Annotated in this window: 19 protein-coding genes and 1 riboswitch; all 19 genes read right to left on the bottom strand. The window is 44.3% G+C overall.

All coding sequences use genetic code 11. The features are described 5' to 3' along the window. Position 1: 1 nt before the first annotated feature. Positions 2 to 631 (bottom strand): hydrogenase, encoded by a 630-nt coding sequence (locus I6E26_RS00095; protein WP_235319791.1) that lies wholly within the window; start codon positions 629 to 631, stop codon positions 2 to 4. 15 nt (positions 632 to 646) lie between these two features. Beyond that, the gene (locus tag I6E26_RS00090) at positions 647 to 1531 is read right to left on the bottom strand and encodes a respiratory chain complex I subunit 1 family protein (RefSeq protein ID WP_235319790.1); all 885 of its coding nucleotides are present in this window, start codon (positions 1529 to 1531) and stop codon (positions 647 to 649) included. Beyond that, a complete protein-coding gene (locus tag I6E26_RS00085; RefSeq protein ID WP_235319789.1) occupies positions 1531 to 3519 on the bottom strand; it encodes a proton-conducting transporter transmembrane domain-containing protein in 1989 nt (662 codons plus the stop codon). Before I6E26_RS00085 ends, I6E26_RS00090 begins: the two co-directional genes overlap by 1 nt. A gap of 24 nt (positions 3520 to 3543) precedes the next feature. Continuing rightward, on the bottom strand, positions 3544 to 4881 hold the full coding sequence (locus I6E26_RS00080; protein ID WP_235319788.1) for a D-serine ammonia-lyase: 1338 nt from the start codon (positions 4879 to 4881) through the stop codon (positions 3544 to 3546). A gap of 102 nt (positions 4882 to 4983) precedes the next feature. Next, positions 4984 to 7122 (bottom strand): EAL domain-containing protein, encoded by a 2139-nt coding sequence (locus I6E26_RS00075; RefSeq protein WP_235319787.1) that lies wholly within the window; start codon positions 7120 to 7122, stop codon positions 4984 to 4986. Positions 7123 to 7333: 211 nt separating this feature from the next. Further along, entirely contained in the window at positions 7334 to 8326 is a 993-nt protein-coding gene (locus tag I6E26_RS00070) for a sirohydrochlorin cobaltochelatase (protein ID WP_235319786.1), read from the bottom strand. Positions 8327 to 8418: 92 nt separating this feature from the next. Further along, positions 8419 to 9447, bottom strand: coding sequence for a FecCD family ABC transporter permease (locus I6E26_RS00065; RefSeq protein WP_235319785.1), 1029 nt, complete (start codon positions 9445 to 9447; stop codon positions 8419 to 8421). Then, entirely contained in the window at positions 9444 to 10301 is an 858-nt protein-coding gene (locus tag I6E26_RS00060; RefSeq protein WP_235319784.1) for an ABC transporter ATP-binding protein, read from the bottom strand. The genes I6E26_RS00065 and I6E26_RS00060 overlap by 4 nt, the downstream gene beginning before the upstream one ends. Before the next feature lie 33 nt (positions 10302 to 10334). Then, positions 10335 to 11336: an ABC transporter substrate-binding protein gene (locus I6E26_RS00055; RefSeq protein WP_235319783.1), complete on the bottom strand. Its 1002-nt coding sequence runs from the start codon at positions 11334 to 11336 to the stop codon at positions 10335 to 10337. Positions 11337 to 11486: 150 nt separating this feature from the next. Next, positions 11487 to 11684: riboswitch (cobalamin riboswitch) on the bottom strand. 210 nt (positions 11685 to 11894) lie between these two features. Then, a complete protein-coding gene (gene pckA, locus I6E26_RS00050; protein WP_235319782.1) occupies positions 11895 to 13496 on the bottom strand; it encodes a phosphoenolpyruvate carboxykinase (ATP) in 1602 nt (533 codons plus the stop codon). A 248-nt stretch (positions 13497 to 13744) separates the two neighbouring features. Continuing rightward, a complete protein-coding gene (gene thrC / locus I6E26_RS00045; protein ID WP_235319781.1) occupies positions 13745 to 15232 on the bottom strand; it encodes a threonine synthase in 1488 nt (495 codons plus the stop codon). Between the two features lie 57 nt (positions 15233 to 15289). Then, positions 15290 to 15766, bottom strand: coding sequence for a Cys-tRNA(Pro) deacylase (gene ybaK, locus I6E26_RS00040; RefSeq protein ID WP_235319780.1), 477 nt, complete (start codon positions 15764 to 15766; stop codon positions 15290 to 15292). 178 nt (positions 15767 to 15944) lie between these two features. Beyond that, a complete protein-coding gene (locus I6E26_RS00035) occupies positions 15945 to 17288 on the bottom strand; it encodes a hypothetical protein (protein WP_235319779.1) in 1344 nt (447 codons plus the stop codon). A 131-nt stretch (positions 17289 to 17419) separates the two neighbouring features. Next, complete coding sequence (locus tag I6E26_RS00030; protein ID WP_235319778.1) at positions 17420 to 18841, bottom strand: sodium:solute symporter family protein; 1422 nt, start codon at positions 18839 to 18841, stop codon at positions 17420 to 17422. A 38-nt stretch (positions 18842 to 18879) separates the two neighbouring features. Next, on the bottom strand, positions 18880 to 20769 hold the full coding sequence (gene nadE, locus I6E26_RS00025; RefSeq protein ID WP_235319777.1) for an NAD(+) synthase: 1890 nt from the start codon (positions 20767 to 20769) through the stop codon (positions 18880 to 18882). 121 nt (positions 20770 to 20890) lie between these two features. Next, entirely contained in the window at positions 20891 to 21094 is a 204-nt protein-coding gene (locus tag I6E26_RS00020; RefSeq protein ID WP_235319776.1) for a ferredoxin-thioredoxin reductase catalytic domain-containing protein, read from the bottom strand. Positions 21095 to 21120: 26 nt separating this feature from the next. Then, positions 21121 to 22785 (bottom strand): ribonuclease J, encoded by a 1665-nt coding sequence (locus I6E26_RS00015; RefSeq protein ID WP_328227883.1) that lies wholly within the window; start codon positions 22783 to 22785, stop codon positions 21121 to 21123. 290 nt (positions 22786 to 23075) lie between these two features. After that, positions 23076 to 23597 carry a nitroreductase family protein gene (locus tag I6E26_RS00010; protein ID WP_235319775.1) on the bottom strand — a complete coding sequence of 174 codons (522 nt, stop codon included), beginning with the start codon at positions 23595 to 23597 and terminating at the stop codon, positions 23076 to 23078. Positions 23598 to 23786: 189 nt separating this feature from the next. After that, complete coding sequence (locus I6E26_RS00005; RefSeq protein ID WP_235319774.1) at positions 23787 to 25178, bottom strand: MATE family efflux transporter; 1392 nt, start codon at positions 25176 to 25178, stop codon at positions 23787 to 23789. Positions 25179 to 25525 lie beyond the last annotated feature (347 nt).

Genomic DNA, 25525 nt, shown 5'->3' with positions numbered 1-25525 from the left:
ATTACCCTTTCAGTTTTTTCATTACACTGGTATCAGTAGTCATAAAGGAAAGACGCATTCTGGAGGTAAGGATTACCAATACTACTACCGCAATCAGCACATCCAAAAATACACCTAGCTCCACCACCAAAGGCAATCCCTGAGTTAGCAAAAGTCCTAAGAGATAAATACCATTTTCCAGTGTAATCAGGCCTACAATCTGAATAATGGCTCTTTTACGCAGAACCATCATGGAAAGGCCTGTCATAATCATCAGAATAGAAGCCGCAACAATATCCCGCCCAGCAGAGCCTGGCAGTAATCTCTCTACCAAGGCATAGCCCAGCACCAAAAACAAAGCGGCAGCCATAGTGGAATAATTAACATTACTCTCAGACAATATCTCCCGCTCATTGGTCAGCTTGCCTACCAGATGGAGAACAGCTCCTGGAATGAAAATAACCTTTACCGCCAAGGTCAAAAGACCTGGCACAAATGCATGAAACCCGCTGCTATAGGAAAGTCCCAGCCAGAAGCAGGCACAGGCAATAATCAAAGACTGGCTGGCCATACAAATAACCGCCCGTCGCAAATCCGTAATTCTGGTTTGGAGAAAAACAACGAGAACCAGAAAAACAACTAAATAATCCATATCTTCCAGTCCTCCTTATTCTGCAATAATAGCCAAAAGCAGCAGCACAATAGCTGCCCCCATATATACCCGCACCTTGAACAATCTCATCTTATTGTTGAGAATCTCCACCAGGCCAATCAATACTGCCCCAAAGAGAATCTTAACTGCCAAAGGTACAGCCAAAGGCAGATACAAGGCACCAAAAAGTGTCAGGAAAACCATTACCTTCAGCATACTGCCCAAATGAATCAAGGTAAGCAAAGGACCAGAATATTCCAAGGTCATGCCCTCATGAATCATAGTCAGCTCCAGATGGGTATCAGGATTGTCCACTGGCAGGCGGCTATTCTCAGCCAAAATAACCAGGAAAAAGGCTACACAGGCCAAAGCAGCGGAAACTGTAAAATAAGCTCCATCATAGTCAATAACCATGCCAGAAAGGGTGGTACTATGGTAGCGCAGACTGTTAATCAAAATAGCCAGCATCACCGCAGGCTCCACCAAAACAGAAACATAGACCTCACGGGAGCCACCCATGCCGCCAAAGGCGGTAGCAGCATCCATAGAGGACAAGCACATAAAGAAGCGGCCTAAAGCCAGAATATAAACAAAAATAAAGGCATCACTAATGCTAATCTGGCCAGCCAAAAAGCCTGGCAGCATAGAGGCTGCCAAAAAGCTGGTAATAAAATACACAGCAGGAGCCACTACAAAAATAATGCTGGTATACGGTGTGAGAATAGTAGGCTTCTTCCACCATTTGGCCAAATCAAAATACTCCTGCAACACGCTGGCGCCCTGTCTTTTCTGCAAAAATGCCTTTACTTTATTAATAACACCTGCAATAAGAGGAGCAAAGGCCAAAAGCAGCAGCGCCTGCACAATATTCAGCGCCAGCCCCTGAAAAACATAGCCCATTACATAACCCCCCATATTAAAACAAATATCATAGCAATCATTGTGTAGCCAATATACAGGCTGACACTGCCTTCCTGAATATGCCTAAAGGCCGAGGATGAGCTAATCATCCAAGTCTGGATAGGCTTGTAAAGCTTTTCGGTAAACAAATCAGGAATCTCCAGATGTACCTGCAGCTTGCGGCCGAAATAATCATGGTCCTTGCGAATATACTCAGTACGACGCTGAGAATTCAAAATGGAGTCAAAGGCTCGGCGCAAAGGCTTGCTAAAGCCTGTAGCACTGTACTGCTGACGCTCAGTAGGCACAGTACCGCAATTCCAAGTAACCTCACGGCGCTGGAAGCCACCGCCAAAGCAGGCCACCGCAATAGCTACAGCCAAAGTGATTACCAAGGTTACAGCCAAAATAATCACAGGACTGTAAATAGCATAGTGACCGCTGCCACCCCACATAATGCCCAAAGGATTACCCATAGGAGCAGTCATAGGGCCTGCCACCAGCATCTGCATAGTATTTACCACTGAATCTGGCAGAATACCTACGGCCACCACCAGAACAGCAGCAATACCCATGCCCAGCAGCATAAAGAAAGGCTGCTCATGAGCCTTGTCTACAATATGGCTTCTAGCTCGGCCCAAGAAGGCGGTAGCATAAAGGCGGACAAAACATCCCAATGCAGTAGCACCAGTCAGGCCCAATAAAATAAAGGACAGCACCACCAAAAGCCTCAGCTCTGGCGTACCTGCCTGCTGAGCCAGAGTAATAAAGCTCTGCAGTACCAGCCACTCACCTACAAGACCACTGGTAAAAGGCAGGGAGGATAATGCCATAGCACCTATCAAAGTGAAAAATGCAGTATATGGCATTTTTTTCAAAAGACCACCCATTTTTTCTATATTTTTACTGCCAGTGGCATGCATAACTGCACCAGCACTCATAAACATCAAGCCCTTCATCAGGCTATGACTAAAGGCGTGAACAGTAGCAGCCGTAAAAGCTACAATAGCCAAAGGCATCAGATGCATGGCCATAAGCAGCATACCACAGCCAAAGGCACCAAAAATAATGCCCATATTCTCTACAGAAGAATAGGCCAAAATTCTTTTCATATCCACTTCCATAGTGGCATAAAGCACTCCCAGAAAAGCAGACAGCAAGCCTACAATCATGACAATCAGGCCATACCAGATATTATCCATACCAATGAACTGGAAAGCAAAACGTCCAAAACCATAGAGAGCCACCTTCAGCATAACACCACTCATAAGAGCAGATACATGGCTAGGTGCCGCTGGATGAGCATTAGGCAGCCAGGTATGGAGAGGCATCAAACCTGATTTGAGAGCAAAACCAGCAAAGGCACAGCCAAAAGCAATATGCTTCAGGGAACCATCCAAAGTATTCTGCATCATATCCACAAAGGAAAAGCTGGCAGAATGACTGCCTAAAAGATAAAAGGCCACCAGAATAGCTGCAGTGCCCAAATGAGTCATGACCATATACTGATAGGCTGCTGATACGGTTTCCTTTCGGTCAGCCTCATGGTTAACCAGCAGGAAGGATACCAAAGCCATAATCTCCCAGGCCACGATAAAGGTAAAGGCATCTCCGGCAATCAGCACTGCCACAATGGAAAGGAGGAAAAGATTCCACAAGCCAGTTAAGGCCCGAATCCGGCTGCCCCGGTAGCCCTTGGCATAATCTAAAGCATAAATGCTGATAAAGAAACCGGCAATACCTGTAATTGCTAAAAATACACTACTCCAGCCATCAGCTGCCAGAGAATAGCTTCCCCAGTCTGTGTCTACCAGCAGTCCGCCTACAGGCATAACAAGATAGCAGATACTTATAACAGCCACCATGCCGCTGGCAATGATGGCACAAGCTGTACCTGCATAATGTGCGGTCATTTCCAGCTTGTGAGGCCAGATAATGGTCATTGTTCCCAGCAAGTAAATCAGCAGGGAACATAGTAATAAATCCATTTTGTCAACTCCTAAATGATTACATTATTTTTTATGTATAAGCTGCTCTTTTTCCCCCTCTGGCACCAGGCTTCCCCCGGTGGCCCAAATAATATGAGTAGCTCTTTCCATACGTCTATTAAGATTGTTATCGTATCTGTATTCATCCATAACCGCAGAATGTCCCATGCACACAGGGCCGTGAATGGCAGCACAGGCACTTGGCTCCAGGAAGATACCCTCCTCCTGCCACAGAAGCTTCATATAGTCAAAAATACGCTTATCCTTAATGGTAAAACTGCCACTAAGGAAAGGCATAATATATTCTCCAATAAAGCCAGAGGAACGCCCTACAGCCAAGCCATCCGCCACAGTATTGCCAGAAAGGCCGATATCCTGCACGGAAATATTGTTGAACAGGCCTGTAACCATGCCCAACAGCATACAAGGTGCCTGAGTTGGCTCAATAAAGAAGCAATGTACATTTTCACCGAAAATCTGCTTCAGACCAAAGGTAATACCACCTGGAGCACCACCTACACCACAAGGCAGGTATACAAAGAGAGGATGCTCCTTATCCACCACAATATGCTCATGCTCCAGCTGAGGCAGCAGCATCTTAGCCGCTACGGCATAACCCAAAAACAGCTCATGGGAATTTTCATCGTCAATGAAATAACTATCCTCATCCTGCTGAGATTCAGCCCGGCCCATTTTTACTGCTTCATTGTAGTCCCCATGATATTCCATTACAGTAACGCCCTTGCTGCGGAGAAGCTCCTTTTTCCATTCCTTGGCCTCAGCAGACATATGAACAATAGTCTGATAGCCCAGGGCAGCACCTACAATGCCTACAGCCAGGCCCAAATTACCGGTGGAACCTACCTGCAGCTTCTGGGTAGCAAAGAACTCCTTGGCCTCGCTGTCTGCCAGCTTGGTGTAATCATCCTCATAACCAATGAGTATACCATGCTCAACAGCCAACTTTTCAGTGTGTTTCAACACCTCATAAATACCGCCTCTAGCCTTAACAGAGCCTGCCACTGCCAAATGGCTGTCCATCTTCATCATCAGCCGGCCCTTGATATCAGCACCAATACGAGAATTATTCAAGGCCCGCTTCAGCTTGGATACCTCCACCAAATCCGAGTCAATCATACCATTACGATCCTCTGTTTCTGGAAACAGCAGCCGCATAAGAGGCGCAAAACGGCGCAGTCTGGCATAGGCTGAATCTATATCTGACATGGTCAAGGCTGAACGAAGAACCGCATCGTCATTATTCATCTTCATGGGGTTGGACCATTCCACCTCAATGGCATTTCTAATATCAGTCAGAAGAATCTCCCGACGCTCTAAGGATGAAAGGCTGTCTATTTCCATGGTAAAACCCTCCTAAGTATATAAATAATTTTTTGCACAAAAAGAAAATCGCGGAATCATAAGATTCCACGATAAATATTATACATAATCCTAAGCTTTGATTCAACTATGTTTCTTTAAATAATCTACAAATTCTTTCTCTGGTAAAGGCTTGGAGTAATAATAGCCCTGTACATAGTCACAGCCCATACTCATCAAACGCTGCCGCTGCTCCTCGGTCTCTACGCCCTCAGAAAGCACCCGCAGATTCATATTCTTGCACATATCAATGATATATTGCATCATCTTATCATTATTTTCATTTTGCTTCTGGCGGATAAAGCCCATATCCAGCTTTACCACATCAATATCCATATGGCCAAACATGCTGAGAGAAGAATATCCTGTGCCAAAATCATCCAACTCTACCACAAAGCCCTCCTTATGCAAGGCATTAACATTTTTGATAACCATTTCAGGATTATCAATATAGGCAGACTCTGTAATTTCAATATGAATATCCTTAGGCTCCAGATTGTATTTCTTTATCAAAGGTGTGAGCAGCTCTTCCCCATGAAAATAAATAAAATCCTTCCGGGAAATGTTCAGAGAAACAGGCACAGTTTTCAGCTGCTGCTTTTTCCATCGCTCCATAGCTGCACAGGATTCCTCCCATACATAATAATCCATATGGGACACAAAGCCATTTTCCTCAAAAATAGGCACAAAATCTGCTGGAGACATAAAGCCGTACTTAGGATGAATCCAACGCACCAAAGCCTCTGCGCCCACCAGCTTGCCTGTTCGAATATTATGCTTTGGCTGATACCACACCTGGAATTGATGCTTGGTAATAGCCTCCTCCATGTTTTCCAGTATCTGCTGGCTCTTTAATGCCCTACTGCGAAGGGATTCATCATATACCTTTACTCGCTGCTTATAAACATTCTTTATCTTATCCAAAGCCATAACAGCTCTATCACACATAACGCTTACTGGCAGATTGTGATCAACCCGCTCGTAAATGCCAAACTTCTGCATAAAAGGAGGCAGTCCGGCCTTCACCTGCTCATATTCATGAAATTCCTCTACCTGCTGTTCCACCAGCTTCTGATGGATATTCACCGTATGAGGCAGCAGCTGTACAAAGGTGGCATCATCCAAGCGGCCAAAAATATTCCGCTCAAATTCACTGACATCGTGATTCTGAGCTACATAGCGAAGAATGGCCTCTCCCTGATTGGTGCCATATTGTTCGTTAATATTGGCCAGATTTACCACGTGAGTACATACCAAATCAAATTCCTCATCAGGATATTTGGCCAGTACATGCTCCGCCATATGCATAAAATAGTCACGAGTATAGCAATTGGTCTGATTATCCAAGCGAAGAATATTCAGCATAACAGTTTTTTCATGCAAAGCAATAGCCCGCTGAATACGGCTCAGCAATACATCTGGGTTAAATGGCTTGGCCACAAAATCCGTAGCGCCATCCTTAAGGCATTCTGCCTCCTCCTCAGGCGTGCTGTCACTGGTTAACACCAACACAGGAATCATATTGAGAATCTCATCCTTCTGAAATTCCTGCAGGAAAGTATAGCCATCCATAATAGGCATATTCAAATCCAACAGAATGGCACTGATTTCGGTGCTATGCTTGCGAAGATAGTCCAAAGCCTCCTGACCATTGGCCAGCTCCATAGTCTTATAATATCTATCCAAAAAATAGCTTAGTGTGGTACGCTGCAACTCCGAATCATCCACGATTAGGATTGTTTTGTCCCCCACCAACTGTTTTTCCTTAAGGGAAAGCTTGGCTTCCTTGTCCAGCTCCCTTTGGTGTTCCTCGTTAATATCCCGGACACAGATAACAATGCCTCTGTGCTTATTATTGTACTCACGGCTAGGAATAACCTCCAGCATATCCCAGCGATAACGGCCCCCTTTGGCCCGCCGATAGGTTATGCTTAAATATTCCTTCCCATCATCCAGAAGCTGTCTCATTTTGTCCAAGTCAAAAAATTCCGCAAACTCCCTGGCATCCTCAGCATAAACCAAACCAGAAGAGGTAAGGTATTCCGTCAGACTTTGAATATCAAAATCTCTTTTCTCCAACAGTGCCTTGATACCCTGCTCGCTGGTCTGAATACAATGATAGGAGCCATCTCCCAAATCCACATATATAATAGTATGATATACCTTGCGTATTACCTGTAGAATATCATCTATTTCCTTCGTGTTCAGCATTTCTGAAGTCATCAATACTCCACCTGCCCCCTCAAAATATTCTATACACCATCTACCCCACACTCACTTATATTTTATACTGATTTAACAAATTTAGCAATGAATAAGTACAAAATAATTCCATAGAAAAATGGATACCAGCCTTTGGGGCTAATATCCATCTTTCCTGTCCCATATATCTTATCTAATGTCCACTAGAAGATAAGCATTCGTACAACCAATCTTATTTTTCCAGAGCTTCCCAAGCATCGTTAGCCCGCTTTACAAATACATCACGAACAGCCTGGTTCTCGCCAATACCGTGAATGTAAGGAACTACCTCAATGCCCTCAGACTTCAGAATGGACTTGTGGGAATCTTCCTCGTCACCAGCCATATCATTGTTTGCATGGTCGCCAGCAACCATCATGAATGGCATAATGGTAACCTTCTTAATCTTCTGAGCCTTCAGCTTTGGAATAATGGTTTCCAGGCTTGGCCAACCCTCTACAGTCTCAATGAATACATTGTTGTAGCCCATTTCATGCAGCTTAGCCTGAATTACAGAATAGTAAGCATTGCTGATGTTTGGGGTACCATGAGCCATGATAACAATGCCCTCGCCCTTCTTGGTCTTAGGGAACTGAGTAGCCAGAGCCTGCAAAGTCTCAGTTACATCATCATCCTGTCCCTCCTGGCCCTGCCAATACATCAGTGGAGTGCCCAAGGTCATCTTCTTGAAGTTCTGCTTGTAGCCATTGAATACACCAAGGTCATAATCATACTCCATACCAGGAATAACATCCAAGGTAGTCAGAGCAACACGGGTATAGCCCTCAGCCTTCAGCTGATCCAAAGCTTCCTCAGGAGTTGGGAAGGTAATGCCTTCGTTAGCCTTTACGCGATCAATGATAATATGGGAAGTATAAGCAGTAACTACCTTTACACCAGGATGTGCAGCCTTGATGCCCTCAACTGTTGCATCAATAGTCTTAGCACGGGTGTCAGTGAAAGTGGTGCCGAAGGTCATAACAACGATGGCATCCTTGTTAGCCAGATTCTGCAGAGCAGGGTTCTCATAGGTACGTACACCCATCTGAGAAGCAGCCAGCAAAGCAGGAGTAGCAGTCTTTACCTCTGGGTTCAGCTCATAACCAGCCTCGGTAGGAGCTACATTGGTAGAGAAAACGGCACCAACTGCAACAGCAGCTACAAAAAATTTTTTCCAGTTCTTCATAAAAGAAATCCCCCTTAAAAATAAGAATTGTATTGTAATACCTTTACTTTAAGGCTTATTACCATGTTAAATCCCATACATTTCATTACATATTATTTATCTAAATTGCTGTTTTTTCGGAGCAAGTAGAGGAAATATGGCGTACCTAGGAAGGCTGTCATAATGCCTACATTTACCTCATGCTTTTCTATCAAAACCCTACCGAGAGAATCACAGAACAGCAGGAATACTCCTCCAGCCACAATACTAGCCGGCAAAAGATATTTGTGATTTGGCCCTACCAGCATTCGCATCATGTGAGGAATTATTAATCCCACAAAGCCAATGCTGCCGCTGATACACACGCTGGTAGCTGTAGTCATAGCAGACACCAAAAGGAGAATCAAACGATATCTGCCTACTGGCATACCTACAGCCTTGGCTTCTGCCTCACCCAGGGCAAGAATATTTAGATGCCTTGCCATTAGCAGCATAATACCAATACCTAAGGTAATAGGACCAATTCCCATCAGCACATGCTCCCAGCGACGATAATCAAGACTACCTACAGTCCAGAAAAGGTACTGCTGCAGTTTGTATTCATCCATAACCACCAGCATGGCTGCCGTTATGGCTCCCAGCAGCATACCTACCACTACGCCAGATAAAAGCAAGGTCAGCACTGGAATCCTGCCGTTACGGCTAGCCAAACCAATGGTAATCAGTACCGCTGCAATGGCTCCTACAAAAGCAAAAGCCGGCATAGCAAACATATTAACTGCATTAACTCCCAACGTAATGGCTAATACGGCACCTACAGTGGCACCACTGGAAACACCAATAATGCCGGGATCAGCCAAAGGATTGCTAAACAACCCCTGTAATATGGTTCCTGAGGCGGCCAGGCCAGCCCCTACCATAAATCCCACCAGAGTTCTGGGAGAACGAATAAACATCAACACAGCCTCCTGCTGAGCAGAAATCTGCACATCCTCCAACACAGGCAATCCTAGCTGGTGACAAAACCATGCTGCTACCTGCACAAAGCTCAAATCATATTGGCCTGCTGAGAGAGAAAAAGCAAAGGTAAATACCACCAGAGCTGCTAATATGCCGGCTACCAGTTTGCGATGATATGTCATAGAGCCTCACCGCCCTTCTGATAATCTACACCAATAATGGTATCTAAAAGCTCCCTCTTGGCAGAAGTCAATGGCAGCTCCTCTGTATAGATATCTGCATGGCCGGTTTCCAGATTCCGTCTGGCATGAATAGCAGTGCCATAACCTGCCGAAAGCAATTCATCTGTCAGCACCTGCTGAGGAGCAGCATCTGCCAAGACATTTCCCTGCTTCAACAGCATGAGACGACTGCAATATCTATCCGCCAAATTCAGCTCATGAACTACCATGACTACAGTTTTGCCTCTAGCTGACAGCTCTCGGCAAAAGCGGAAGATTTGCTCCTGATAAAACAAATCCAAACCAGCAGCTGGCTCATCCAGAAACAACACCGGTGTCTGCTGAGCCAATACCTTGGCCAACAGCACCCTTTGTCTTTGTCCGCCAGACAAAGCCCGTATAGGCCTCTCTGCCATATCCAATACATCTGTATATTTCATACATGCTTCAATGATACGGTCATCCTCATCTCCCTGCTGCTGCCACCATTTTTTATATGGATAGCGGCCAGCCATAACCATATCCCGCACTGTATAATCAAAGGTCAGCTCTACCTGCTGCTGCAGATAGGCAATTTTTCTGGCCAGCTCCCGCTGAGAATAATCCTGAACCCTGCGGTCCGCCAGTAAAATCTCTCCCTTATCAAAAGGTAGGAAGCCTCGCATGGATTTCAGCAAGGTGCTTTTGCCAGCACCATTCTTGCCTATAATCCCTACAAAATCTCCTGCCTGAATGGAAAAATTCAAATCGTGAAGAATCCTCTCTCCCTTGTCATAACCAACTGTTACATCATTTACCTGAATAATAGTTTTCATGCTATCTTCCTCGCTGTACTATCATTCAGTATCTTAGTCTACTGCGGAGAGGTGCTGCTGATCTTCCAGCTTAAACTCATCTCCGTAGACGGTATAGGCTATTTCCTGTACAGCAAAGCAGAAATCCTGAGATGCAGAATATATATAAGAATCCCTTGGCTCCTTGATGCTGCCGCTCTGAATAGCTTTCATCTGCTGCAGAGCAGGGTCCTTCAAGTATTTGTCACGGAATTTCTGAATATCAAATGTTCCGTGGGCAGTATAGGTTGGCAGGAAGATAATATCCGGATTCATCTGCACCATCATTTCCTTGGTAAGCTTGTCTCCCCGCTTTAAACCATATTCAGAAAGGCAGTTGGTTACACCTGCCAGCTGACAAGCATCATCATAAATACAATCCTTACCGCCGTAGTTGCTCATCAGTGAAATCAGCAGAACCCTTTTCCGCTGATCCTGGGGAATCTTGTCTACCTTGGCCTTGATTTCAGCCAACTTGCTGTCCATCATGGAGATAAGCTTTTCCCCTCGTTCTGGTTCTCCCACAGCCTTGGACATCAGGGTAATATTATCTCGAATATCCTGCAAGCACTTTGGCCCCTTCATAACTACTACCTTGATACCCATATTACGCAGGGAATCAACATAGTCAATATCTCCCCAGTCTGGAGCAATAACCAAATCTGGCTCCATAGCCAAAATTTCCTCTACCTTGGGATGACGCACCTTGTTAGGAATATTCTTACCCAGCTCAGCGATATTGGAGCTGATAGGATCATCCACTAGATTATTAGCGCAAACCACCCGCTCTGGCTTTACCAGTCCCAACAAAATATCATCTGTGCTGAGAGTCATGCTGACTATCCTGGTTGGCTTTTGGTCAAAATCTACCTCAACTCCCTGATCATCTACTACCTTGTAACTGCTTGCCGACTGCTGAGACTTATTACTGCCACAGCCTGCTACAAATAGCATAGATACAAGCAACATAGCCAAAGCTGCCAGCGTCAAGGAAAGATTGTTTCTAAATTTGTTCATTGTTTTACCTCGCTCCTTTTCCTGCCAATCGCAAAAAAGGCTTTTCCCTCCAAGCAGAAAGAAAAGCCATACCTTCATAGCCTATTGGCTACAAATCCCCTTCCCATCGCTCGCAGGTCCAGCAAAGACAGCCATGGGCAATCTTTGCTAACGGTGATTGTTAAGCAGGCAATTCTTCTGGCTTAGGTTCATTGCTTCTCTGCGCCTTCCCAGGACGTATCCCAGTGACATAAATTATGCAGAGTTGCTCCCCTTACAGCGGCGGGACCGCATCGGCTTGTACCGATTTTCTTATTAAGTCTCTTGTCCCTAAAAGGGACACGCGACACCTGCTCCACTTATTAACTTTTGGGTAGTCATGCATTTGTACTACCAATTTATTCATAGTATATGCCGAAAAAAGACATTTGTCAATGCAGTTTATAATTATGTTCACAATGCATAATTGTCATTACCAAAGCCTAACAACAGCTTCTTACAGCATAATTTTCCACACAAAAAGGACGCCGTCGAAACAGCGTCCTAAATGTATTAGCTTGTACAGATAAGAATCTGATATTACAGCTGAGGACCAGCAGCAACCAGAGCCTTACCAGCCTCGTTACCAGTGTACTTGCCGAAGTTCTTGATGAAGCGGGCAGCCAAGTCCTTAGCCTTAGCATCCCACTCAGCAGGATCTGCATAGGTGTCGCGAGGATCCAGAATCTTAGGATCTACACCTGGCAGCTCGGTAGGTACCTCGAAGTCAAACATAGGAATCTTCTTAGTAGGAGCCTCATTTACTGCACCGGAGAGGATTGCATCAATGATACCACGGGTATCCTTGATGGAGATACGCTTGCCGGTACCGTTCCAACCAGTATTAACCAGATATGCCTTTGCATTGTTAGCCTTCATCTTCTTTACCAGCTCCTTACCGTACTTGGTAGGATGGAGCTCCAGGAATGCCTGGCCGAAGCAAGCGGAGAAGGTAGGAGTAGGCTCAGTAATGCCACGCTCAGTACCAGCCAGCTTAGCGGTAAAGCCGGAGAGGAAGTAATACTGGGTCTGCTCTGGAGTCAGTATGGAAACTGGAGGCAGAACACCAAATGCATCAGCGGACAGGAAGATTACATTCTTCGCAGCAGGTGCAGAGGAACCTGGCTGAATGTTTCTGATGTGCTCAATAGGGTAAGATACGCGAGTGTTCTCGGTAGTGCTCTTGTCAGCAAAATCGATCTTGCCATTCTCATCAACAGTTACGTTCTCCAAGAGAGCGTTTCTCTTGATAGCGCCATAGATATCAGGCTCGGACTTAGGATCCAAGTTGATTACCTTAGCATAGCAGCCACCCTCGAAGTTGAATACGCCGTTGTCGTCCCAACCATGCTCGTCATCACCGATGAGCTTACGCTTTGGATCAGTGGACAGAGTAGTCTTACCAGTACCGGACAGACCGAAGAAGATAGCAGTGTTCTTGCCTTCCATGTCGCAGTTAGCGGAGCAGTGCATAGCAGCAATACCCTTCAGTGGCAGGAAGTAGTTCATCATGGAGAACATACCCTTCTTCATCTCACCGCCATACCAAGTGTTAATGATAACCTGCTCCTTGGAGGTGGTGTTGAAAGCTACGCAGGTCTCAGAATTGAGGCCCAGTTCCTTATAGTTAGTAACCTTAGCCTTGGAAGCGTTGTAAACAACGAAATCAGGCTCGAAGTTCTCCAGCTCCTCTGCAGTTGGCTGAATGAACATATTGGTTACGAAATGAGCCTGCCAAGCAACCTCAACGATGAAACGAACTGCCATACGAGTGTCGTGGTTAGCACCGCAGAATGCATCTACAACGAACAGTCTCTTGTTGGACAGCTCCTTCTTTGCCAGATCCTTAACAGTTGCCCAAACGTCCTCGCTCATAGGATGGTTATCGTTCTTGTACTCGTCGGAAGTCCACCATACAGTGTCCTTGGAGTTCTCATCCATAACGATGTACTTATCCTTAGGAGAACGGCCAGTATAGATACCAGTCTTTACATTAACAGCACCCAGCTCAGTCTCTTTGCCTACCTCGTAGCCCTCAAGACCAGCCTTAGTCTCTTCCTCAAACAATAACTCGTAAGAAGGATTGTGGACAATCTCAGTAACACCAGTAATGCCATACTTGCTCAAATCAACGTTTGCCATTTTGCTATCAACCTCTTTCTTTTTATCCTGCAACGACACCCTGTATGAACTTGGAAAGGATGAACCAACATTCCTGTTATACCTGGGATACATTGCTAAAATACTTGATTTTCGGCGGTTTTTCTCACAACCAGCCTTCATGTATATGGTATAAGATTTTGCTAATTTTGTCAAAGATTATTTAGAATTATTTCTACATTAATATCGCTTATTGTTCTATTAATGCATTATGATATCATACGATTTAGTTATTCTGCCTTGGCAAAAGCCTCTACAGCCTTCTCCATTGCGGTTTTCTCCACTACTACGCTATGGCGTACCTGAGCATCTTTCAAAGCTGCCAGACCTGCTGGAATAGGGAAGCTATTCATAGCCTGAAGCTTGTCCAGCAGTTGGAATTCATCCAAGCCATCAACGGACTGGCCCAAGGCAGTCAGTACGCTTTCATTGAATTTATAAGGGCTGGCAGTGGATACTACTATCATTGGCTCCTGATGGCCCTGAGACATATAGTCCTCTGCACTTCTCCATGCTACAGCAGTATGAGTATCTGCAATATAATGGTTTTTGCCATAAACCTCATTTATGGTATCCATAGTTTTGGCATCATCTGCCCAATCACAGCCAAAGACAGCCTGAATCTTGGCCAAAACCTCTGCCCCTACATCATATCGTCCCTTTTCTGCCAGCTCCTGCATCCACTTAGCCACCTGAGCAGCATCATCAGTAACATGATAAAGCAGTCTCTCCAGATTGCTGGAAATCAGAATATCCATAGATGGACTGATGGTTTTGTAGAAATCACGGTTCCGGTCATAAACACCGGTTTTCAAGAAATCAGTCAAAACATTATTGGTATTGGACGCACAAATCAGCTTGGCCACAGGCAAACCCATGCGCATTGCATAATAGCCTGCCAGAATATCACCAAAGTTGCCAGTTGGCACTGTAAAGCTGATTTTATCCCCAGCCTTGATTTTGCCAGCCTTCAGCAAATCTGCATAGGCACTAAAGTAGTAAACAATCTGAGGTACCAGGCGGCCCCAGTTAATGGAGTTGGCAGAGGACAGAGATACACCAGCCTCATTCAATTTTTCGTTAAATTCCTTGTGGCTGAAAATCGCCTTAACACCGCTTTGAGCATCATCAAAATTACCCTTTACAGCAGTAACAGCTACATTATTTCCCTGCTGAGTTACCATCTGGAGACGCTGAATACGGCTAACACCATTTTCTGGATAGAAAACAATTATCTTGGTCTGGTCTACATCCCGGAACCCCTCCAAGGCTGCTTTGCCAGTATCACCAGAGGTGGCAACCAAAATCAAAACCTGATTCTTCTCCCCTGTTTTCTTCAGGGCAGTGGACAAAAGCTGAGGCAGCAGCTGAAGGGCCATATCCTTGAAAGCGCTGGTAGGACCATGCCAAAGCTCCAGCACAGAAAGATCGTCCATAATATTCAGAGGGGCTACAGCCTTATCGTCAAATTTGCCGTTGCCATAGGCTCTTTCTACACAGCCGGTAATCTCTTCCTGAGTATAGTCTGTCAAAAAGCAGCTGAGAACCTTTACAGCCCGCTGCTGATAGCTTAAATCAGACAGGCTCTGAATAAACTCCATATCTACCTGAGGAATAGACTCTGGTACAAACAAACCACCATCCTTGGCCAGACCAGCAATAATAGCCTGGGCAGATGTCATATTCTGATTATTTCCTCTTGTGCTGATGTACTTCATTGTTTTCACTCCTATATTGTATTAAAGAATTTTCTAGTCTTGGGACAGAAAATCATTTTAGCGGATAAGCTTCGCCACAGTGGCATTAACTGCCTTTATTAAATCATCTGGGGAAAGGATAAGCTGCTGGCCACGTATGCCGGCGCTGATGGCAATCCGGTCAAAATCATGACAAGATTCATTCAGATAGACAGGATAGTTCTTTTTGGCTCCTAAAGGAGAACAGCCTCCTCGGATATAACCAGTCAAGCCCAATACCTCTTTTAGATGTACCATTTCCACTCGCTTGTTGCCAGAGGCGGCCGCCAAGGCCTTCATGTCCAGCTCCCCGTCACCAGGAATGCAAGCCATAAGCACGCCATTCTTATCACCTCGGCATACCAAGGTCTTAAAGACCATCTTTACATCCATGCCAGCAGAGGCTGCCACATGTATGGCGCTTAAATCATCCAAATCAACTTCATATTCCTTAATTTCATAAGATATCTTCAATCTATCCAAAATGCGGGCTGCATTGGTCTTTTTGTTTTTCATAATACAATTTGTCCTTTCCCAGAAAACATAAATCCATGTTAGTATAACACAATTATCTAAAAATGTGAACACCCTGCCCTATTTTTTTACACAAAAATACCTCCAAAGCAGCAGATTTTGCTATTTAATCCGTCTACTTTAGAGGTATTACATTACTTACCAGCAGAGTTTATTTTTTTTAGCCTTTGTAAGCTGATACGGTTGGCACCTTATCGCTGTCTAGGAGACTAGGAATACTGTCAACATCTGCACCGTTATTTTGACTGCCTCCCACAGGGTAATTAGCCGCTCTCACAAGAGCATCATCTTTGTTACGTAAGCTTTTTGCCGTTGTCTGAGCCACCGCTGCTCTATCAATAACAGGGCCTACTACAGCCTCCAATTTTGCCTTATTGTCAGCCCATTTTTTCTGAGCCTCATTAATTTTTTCCTTGGATTTAGCCAATCTGCCATTCCAAACCGCCTCGTTGTACACCGGCCGTCTCTGCTTCTTGGGGACAGGCTCCTTGGCTTTTTCCTTAGCTGTATTCATATCCTGAGTCTGGGAAGCCAAATCGTAATAACTGTCCATAAGTTCATAAAACAGATCTTTCCGCTCCTTGATTAGCTGGTTTAAATATCCACCTGCCACTGGCACCTTCAATTCCTCCAGCTGCTGGTCCGATTCCTTCATAATCTTCCGAGCCTCAATCATCCAATCCATATCCCGCTCTGGATGGGCCTCCCGCAGCTCATCCAGCTTTTCCTGAGTAGATGTAAGAATACTGCGTACCTTTTCCTTGTATCGGATAAAATCTCTGTCATTCTGCTTCAACAGCAATTCAGCATATTCCTGATAATTTTCAATATCATAGAGCTTCCAGCTGCCATCCTCCTGCCTTCTAAGCTTCAGCTTCAATACAAAGGTATCCCCTAAGTTAGGCTCATATACTCTAACGCCAGCGGTTACGATAGTATCAGTTGCCGCTTCCTGAGCAGCTTTGGTTTCCTCATGGACATTTTCCTCATCCCGCTCATGGCCAAGTACATACTTATTTAGCAAGGATATGCCCATAGACAACATCTTGTCCGTTATACTTTGCTCCTTAACATTTTCCTGACCAGGAGGAGGATCTCTGTATATGTAATCCAGACTACGGAAGCTGACAGATCTAAAACCTATCCTATCCTCCAAAGCAGATTCAGGAGTTATTTTTTCCCTATCCTGCCACTTGCCATTTTGAACATAATTCAGAAAATCCTCCTGACAATAGCTGGCAAAGCTGCCATCTGCTATCTTGCCATAAGCAGGATCATTTTTGTCAACCAACTGTGCCAATTTGCCGTTGTTTAGCTTGAAAAGTCCATCCAAATCTACTCTGTTCTTCAGTTCCTCTACATCCCCAGACTGCATAGCCTTCTGCATAGCCCTAATAGAGTATGTAGGCGTATAAATATAGAACTTAAAGTAAAATACTCCTGCCAGACATCCTATCAAAATCTCCAACAGCAAACCAATTATCACGGCTTTTTTAACGGTCATTCCATCACCTGCTTTTATCTGCTCTCTGCATAAAGTATGCAACACATATATTACAGCAAGCCCCTATCAGAGATTGCCACCATCCTTGAAGATATAATTATCCGTACATGTCATTCTAACATAAAACCAGATTATTGTACACTACTATTATAACTAGATGTATTTATAGTGTTCCCCATAGGATGCCACCGTTTTTGATAACCAATAACCATCATAACCGCACTTATAGCCAGCCCGATGTAGAGAGGCTCCACCGGCAATTTCACCCACAACCCCAAGGCTATGGGTACAATAGTGCTGGCTACAATAGAAGCATAAGCCCATTTTTTTGCAATACTGCGAGGGTAAAAAATAGCAAAGGTCAAAGGCAAAAATACTCCGCCCCCCCGCATGGCCATAGAAAGAAAATTCCAGAAAAGCACCTGGGAATCCAAATTGCCAATAGCAATCAGACAGGCTGCAGCCATTACAGCCAGTACCACCAAACGCAAGGTATAAAGCAGTTTTTTACCACTGCCCAGATCAATGCTGCGACCAATAATATCTCTGGTCAGCATAGTGCCTATACCAAGGGACAAGCCTCCTATGGAGCCAATAAGGCTTAGCATAATACCGCCCAGAGCAATCCCTGCCAACACCGTACCCTGATGTTCCAGCAAATAGATAGGCAGTACCAATACTGGCACTACATCTGGCTCCAACACATGCATGTACATACCAATAGCTACAGAAGGCAGACCCACCGGAATCACAATAGCTGCCGCTGCAAAAGCTCCAAGGGAAGCCACCTTGGGACTAGAAGCAGAGAAAAAACACTGTATATAGGTCTGGGTACAGATAACTCCCACTACCATAGAAAAAAGCTTAGAAAAGCTGCTGCCTATACCTGTATTAAACATATTCCACCAGTAATCCGGAGGCAAAATCTGCTGAAAATCCGGCCTGCCATGAAGATACATAAAGGCACTGGCCCCTGCCACAAACAGACTAAGCCAAATAACCAGCATTTTCAAGATACCACCTACTCCAGTGCTTTTGATGCCCCCAAAGAAAATATAGGCTGCCACCAGCAGGCAGAGAATCACAGCTCCCAGCTCAACGGATACATTAAGCACAGCGGAAAGAATCTGAATCCCTGGCAGACAACTGGCTACCACGCTAAAGAGAATCCCTAGAGAGGAAATAATCCCCACGGATTCTGCTGCCTTATTGCCATAATTCCGTTTAAGGTACTGAGGAATAGTTTCCAACCCTGTAGCCCGCAGCTTGCCTGCATAAAAAAGTCCCATGAGAATAAAGGCTATACCAGAGCCAAGAGTAAACCACCAGGCAGACAGCCCCATACTGTAGGCCAGCTGAGCAGTTCCCACGGTGGCTCCCCCTCCTACTACAGTACCAGCAATACTGCCTGCAACCAGAGGCACCCCTGCACTGCGACCACCCAAGCTATAACCCTCCGCAGATTTTACCGACCTGGCAGAATAAATTCCTCCACCTATAACCAATGCAACTGTCAGCAGCATAATGATTAGATGTTCTATTGTCAATTCCATGCCTTTAGCCTTCTCTCAATGTATTTACCAAATAAAAGTTACTCCTGTAACAGCTTTGCCTTTAATCGTCTATAGGCCCTGGTATAATATATCCCATTCTGAGCCTCTCGATGGTCGAAGCCATAGGCTCTCCTGCTGACAGCCACAATAGGCGGTGCCTGAATGCGTTTAGCTATAGACATACCGCAGAACTGGCGCCACCAACGCTCCAAATCAGCAATAAAATCTGCTGCTGTAGGGAAATACTTAGCCACCAAGCCCTGCTGACAGCCAATTTTTTCCTCCAATACCCCATCAGCATACCATTGCAGAATATCTGCCGGAGCAGCTTTTTGCCACTTCTCCACAAAGCTGCGGAAAAGATAATCATGATATGGATATTTGATAGGATCACCCAAACCCTCATCCACATTCTGAGCATTGGACAGCTCTGCACTAGGCACAATATCAATAGTGGCCTGAGGTACTACCTCACGACCATATACCACCTGATTCATATATCTAGCCAAATCATATACCTGATGCTTCCACAAATCCGCTAAAGCGCACAGGAAGCCTGACTGGTCGCCATAAAGTGTGGAATACCCTACGGTAGTTTCTGCCTTATTGGCATTGCAGGTAAAGCCGCCCCCAAAGGCTGCTGCTGCTCCTGCCAAAACTCTGGCACTGCGATCTCTAGCCTGAATATTTTCTGCCACAAAGGAGGACACCTGTAAGTTAAACTTACTGCCATCCTTTAGGAAAGTAACAGGGATATGTTCTATCTGGTCTATGGTATGATCCACTGACTCCTGAATAGGCATAATGGTGTAATTACAGCCTAGGTTTACCGCCAGCTCTTGAGCCAATCCCTTGGTGGTTGCAGAATTATAAACACTTGGCATATTAACCAACAAAACCTTTTCCGGCCCCAGGATATGGGCATATAAGGCCGCAGCCACGGCTGAATCTATACCACCGGAGATACCAATAACCACTTTATCCATATGGATATCCGCCAAGAACTCCTTAACCGCATATTCAATAGCAGTAAAAATATGGGCAATATCTGGCTTTTTTTCCCGCTGGAACTTCGGCATGGCCTGAATTTTATCCAATTCATAAATCCCCATACCCTGCTGATATTTAGGCAGACAGTCCACCATTAGTCCTTGACCATTATACAAGGTACTGGAGCCATCAAAGGTGTATACAGTCTTGCCATTGTTCTGAATCCCCACATTATTTACATAAAACAAAGGTACACCGGCTGCCTTAGCCTGTTTACCAAAAACCCGATGCCGCTTGCCGTTTTTACCCAGAGTATACGGAGAAGCAGAAATATTTACCAGCATATCTACTCCCTGACGGGTTAATATTTCCACTGGTGCCAGATTGTAATCCTCGCTCCAGCCATCCTCACACAGAAAACCACCAATATTATAATCCTGTCCTTTGATAGTCAAAGGTACTGTACCTATAAGCTTGGTTGCCTGAGTACCCATTTCCTCTGCCAACTGTTTCAGGCCAAAAAAATATCTAGTATCATCAAACTCACGATAGTTTGGCATCAGAGTTTTTATGACATATGGATATGGCATATTCCTTGGCTGAACCAATTTGCCCTGCCATGCCGTAAACAAGGCATTGTACTTCCGTACTCGGCCGTCATAATTTTTCTTCTCCCAATCCACAGCCACATTACCAAAAATAATGGCAATATCCTGAGAAGCATTGATAATATCCTGACCACATTCCTCACAATCCTTCAAGAAAGCATATTGCTCCCAGGTATCCCCTAAAAGATAGCCTGGCACAGCCATCTCTGGAAAGATAATCAAATCTGCCCCTTGCTCCTTGGCCTGAGCAATCATGGTTAACATATTTTCTGTGTTTTCTGATGGATGTCCCGGCTGAACCTTCAGCTGAGCTGTAACAATCTTCAACATCTGCAGCACCTCTTAATTAAATTTACACTGAAATATTATACCAGCATTTGATTTTTTAGACAAAAAAATCTGCCTGCTAAAGCTAATTCCCAGGGACTAACTCTAACAGGCAGCCTTGCCTTTACTCTTTTAAAGATTTGTAATAGAGGCGACAATGACAAAAGCCTTCAAACTCCGGATCTGCAATCTGATCCCGAAACTCCTTACACATACATTTATTGTCCTCTATACGGGCAATTCTGCAAGGGCAATATCCATCCTTTTTGGCCAGACCATCCTTAATCGTCTTTACCACCTTAGCATCAGGGTTAAGTAGGATTTTCATATGGACCACCTCCTATTTACTTTTATTTATACTTCCATAATAATAGGCAGAATCATTGGACGACGGCGGGTACGCTCGAAAATAAAACGGCCCAAAGCATCACGCATAGCGGATTTCAGAGCAGCCCATTCGGTAATACCCTCTTCCTCACAGTGACAGAGCGCCTCCTCTACGCGGATTTTTACATCCTCCATCAGTTCCTCAGACTCACGCACATAAACAAAGCCTCGGGATACAATATCCGGCCCTGCTACTACAGTGCCAGTGCCCTTATCCATAGTTACTACTATAATGATAATACCATCCTGGGATAGCTGACGGCGATCCCGCAGAACAATATTACCTACATCGCCTACACCTAAGCCATCAACCAGTACGCGGCCAGAGGTTACACGGCCAGCCACATAGCCCTTATCTCTAGTAAATTCCAGAATCTGGCCATTTTCGCCAATAAAGATATGATCCTTTGGCATGCCCAGTTCAGCTGCCAGCTTGGCATGCTTCACCAGATGACGATACTCACCATGAACAGGAATAAAGAATCTTGGCTGTACCAGATTATGCATCAGCTTCAGTTCTTCCTGACTAGCATGACCTGATACGTGAATACCATTCTCCCGGCCATATACTACATTAGCTCCCAGCTTCAGCAAATTGTCAATAGTACGAGAAACCAACTTTTCATTACCTGGAATTGGAGTAGCAGAAATAATAACTGTATCTCCTGGCACTATGCCAACCTTGCGATGGTCAGACTGGGACATACGAGTCAGAGCGGACATTGGCTCTCCCTGACTGCCTGTAGTAATAATAACCACCTGATCCATAGGATAGTTACCGATATTGTCAATATCTATCAGTGTTCCCTCTGGAGCATTAATATAGCCCAGGTCCAGAGAAATATTCACTACATTTACCATACTGCGGCCCAATACAGCCACCTTTCTCTTGTATCGTACCGCAGTGTTGATAATCTGCTGAATACGATGAACATTAGAGGAGAAAGTAGCCACAATAATACGGGAACGGGCACCATGAAAAGCCTTATCAAAGGCTGCGCCAACAGTGCTTTCACTTGGAGTATGCCCCGCTCTCTCTGCATTGGTGCTGTCTGCCATCATCAGGAGAACGCCCTTCTTGCCCAGCTCAGAGAAACGGCGGAAATCCGTCATTTTACCGTCAATAGGAGTATAGTCCAGCTTAAAGTCACCCGTATGAACAATGGTGCCCATAGGGGTATTAATAGCCAAACCTACAGCATCAGGAATACTATGGTTCACACGAATAAAGTTTACATGGAAACAGCCTGCTCTAATGGTATCACCCTGCATTACAGTACGTAAATTGCTGGAATCTACACCATTTTCCCGCAGTCGTCCCTCCAAAATCCCCAAAGTAAGACGAGTACCATAGACAGGTACGTTAATTTGCTTCAGTACATAGGGCAGTGCACCAATATGATCCTCATGTCCGTGAGTCAGCACAATAGCCCGAATCTTGTCCCGATTTTCCACCAGATAGGAAATATCAGGAATAACCAGATCAATACCCAGCATCTCCTCATCTGGGAACATCAGGCCAGCATCGATAAGCAGTATTTCATCTCCGTACCGCACTACAGTCATGTTCTTACCGATTTCGCCTAAGCCACCCAGAGGGATAATTTGTAATTTTTGTTTTTCTCTTGCCAAAAATCACACCTCCACATTTATATTAATTTTTATTATAACCTATTTAACCATGCAACTCATGGTATGCAAAACATTTTTCTCTAAGTCAAACCGTCCAATTATCCAAATTCGCAAAAAATGCATAACAAAATACAGTGTGTACACCGGCCACCCATCTCCTGTCCGCTATCTTCCCTAACAGAAAACTTCTCAGTGACCGCCACACTGAGCACAAAAACTCCTTTAAAAATTGATCCGTTCTGCTCATTACATGTAATTATAACATATATAACGGGCAAATGTAAACAGATTTACCATTCATCAAAATGAACTCTGTCGCTTTCATAGAGATCCCGTTCCTCATTATCCGGTTCTTTGGCATAGCCTAGAGCCAAAATAGAATGAGGCACAATGTTCTCCGGCAAAGCCATCAGCTCCTTGACCTCCTGCACTCTATCCTCACAAGGCCAACAGCCCAGCCATACACTGCCAATGCCCAAATCCTGAGCAGCTAATACCATATTCTGGGTAGCAATAGAGGCATCAATAACCCAATACTCTGGAGCCTCCGGCAAGGCCCGCTCCAAATCACCACACACTAAAATGCCCAAAGCAGCTCCTCTAAGTGGTCCTGCATAAAGACCATTAGCTACAGACAGCTTCCCCAGCAGTTCCTTGTTGCGAATGACTACAAAGGACCACATTCTCTTGTTCATACAGCTAGGACCGCTCATGCCCGCTGTAAGAATCTTCTTAATATCCTCAAAGGTAATCCCCTCATCAGTAAACTCTCTTACACTTTTTCTTGTAGCCATTGCCTTTAATGTTTCCATATTCTGTACCTCTATTCAACGCATAATAATCAACTTATTCCACTATCAAATATTGTTGAAACCCATTTATCTTATAGGTAGAATTTTCTTAGAATTAATAATTCAACATATTCTTCATATATCTTAATTATAGCTTTTTTTGGCAAATATGTCCATATAAGACAAAACGCGGTGGAAAAATTAGACATTTCAATGCAGCAGCGTTTTCATATCATAACGCAGGCGCAACAAAATGACAAAGGCACTGACCAGTACCCCCGCATCAAGGCTCAACCAATAAGAATACAAACCTATATTGAAACCATAGTCCAAAATATAACCCACCGGCAGACAGATAAGCCAATAAGCTATTCCAGAAGCAATCAGTGTTGCGTTAACATCCTTCATGCCACGGGTAATTCCCTGACAAGGTGCACTAAGCATATCCCCCATCTGCCAGATGCAAGCCAGCAAAATAAGCTGGGCCACCAATTCCGTAACCATAACATCATTTGAATACAGGGCAGCAATCTGATGACAAGCAAAAATTTCAATTATGATATAAACAATTCCTATAGTACAGCTCATTTCAAGGCAAATCTTAATATAATCCCTGACAGCCTGATAATTTTTACCGCCATATTCATAACCGATTAGAATAGTAGCCGCCATAGAAAATCCCATAGGAACCATATAAATCAATGTGGAAAAATTTACTGCTGCCTGATGGGCAGCCAATGCCGTTGTACCGAATTTTGCCACCAAGAATGCTGTAATAGAAAACACACTTGTTTCTAGCATAATGGACAGTCCCAAAGGTATGCCGATACGCAGATATTCCAGATAAGAAATTGACTTAGTATTATTTATCTGTACAGTTGCCTTTTCTGATGTTTCATACCGAGAAGTTCCAAAGGCAAAAATTCCATACTCCTTAAACGGCGAACGCCGGCAGACGTTATATACATACATAAATAAAATCAGCCAATATGTAGCTGATGTAGTAATACCAGCCCCGGCTCCGCCAAACTCAGGCACGCCAAAAGCGCCAAAAATAAAGCAATAATTCAACAGTGCATTAACTGGCAGGGCAAACAGAAAAATTTTCATACTAAGGGTTGTGTGTCCCAAAGTATCCACAAAGGAGCGTAAAAGCACACTGGCGAAAATAGCCGGTACACCAAAGGCTATAGCGATCAGATACCCTATAGCAACATCATACACCCTGGATTCCAGTCCTATATTGCCTAACAGCAAAGGCACAAGCGTAATACCAGCCGACAGCAAAATCACATCAAAGACAAAACCAAGGCATAGCCCTTTGCGGACTACAGCCGTCACCTCTGTCTTGCCACCCTTCCCCAGTAGATTAGCAATCAAAGGCATAGCTGCCATCAAAATTCCCGAAACACTCGTTAGGACAATCATCCAGAGATTGCTACCAGCTGCCACGCCAGCCAAATCCGCCGCACCATACTTGCCTGACATAGCCGTATCAAAAAAATTCATCCCCACAATTGCCGCCTGAGAAGTAATAATCGGCAACATCAAAGCCAGCAATCTCCGAATCATTGGCCTGCTTCTTTTCTTAAAAATCAACATAATATCTCCTAAATTTTATCTCCTTACAATCCTTTTGCGAAAAATATTATAACAGATAATGACAAACACCGCAAAATAATGAACGACAAAACAAAATCCAATATGATAAGCATCATAACGGATGTGCTCAACCAGCATTATTACTGACTTTATACAGAATTTCTGCATAAAGCGCATATTAGAGCTTTAAATTTGACAATAAAAAATTTTGAAAATATTTTTGTGTTTATTTATTGAACTTTTGTATTTTGCTACAGAACTTTCTAATTTTTAGTCATAGCTGCATTAGAATTCTTATCATTTGTGCGCATAAGAAATACATATTTACACTATGTACAGACTTTTAT

It is taken from the genome of Anaerovibrio lipolyticus (assembly GCF_021531495.1).
In the GTDB taxonomy this organism is placed as follows: Bacteria; Bacillota; Negativicutes; order Selenomonadales; family Selenomonadaceae; genus Anaerovibrio.
This window is presented reverse-complemented; position numbering and strand designations above follow the sequence as displayed.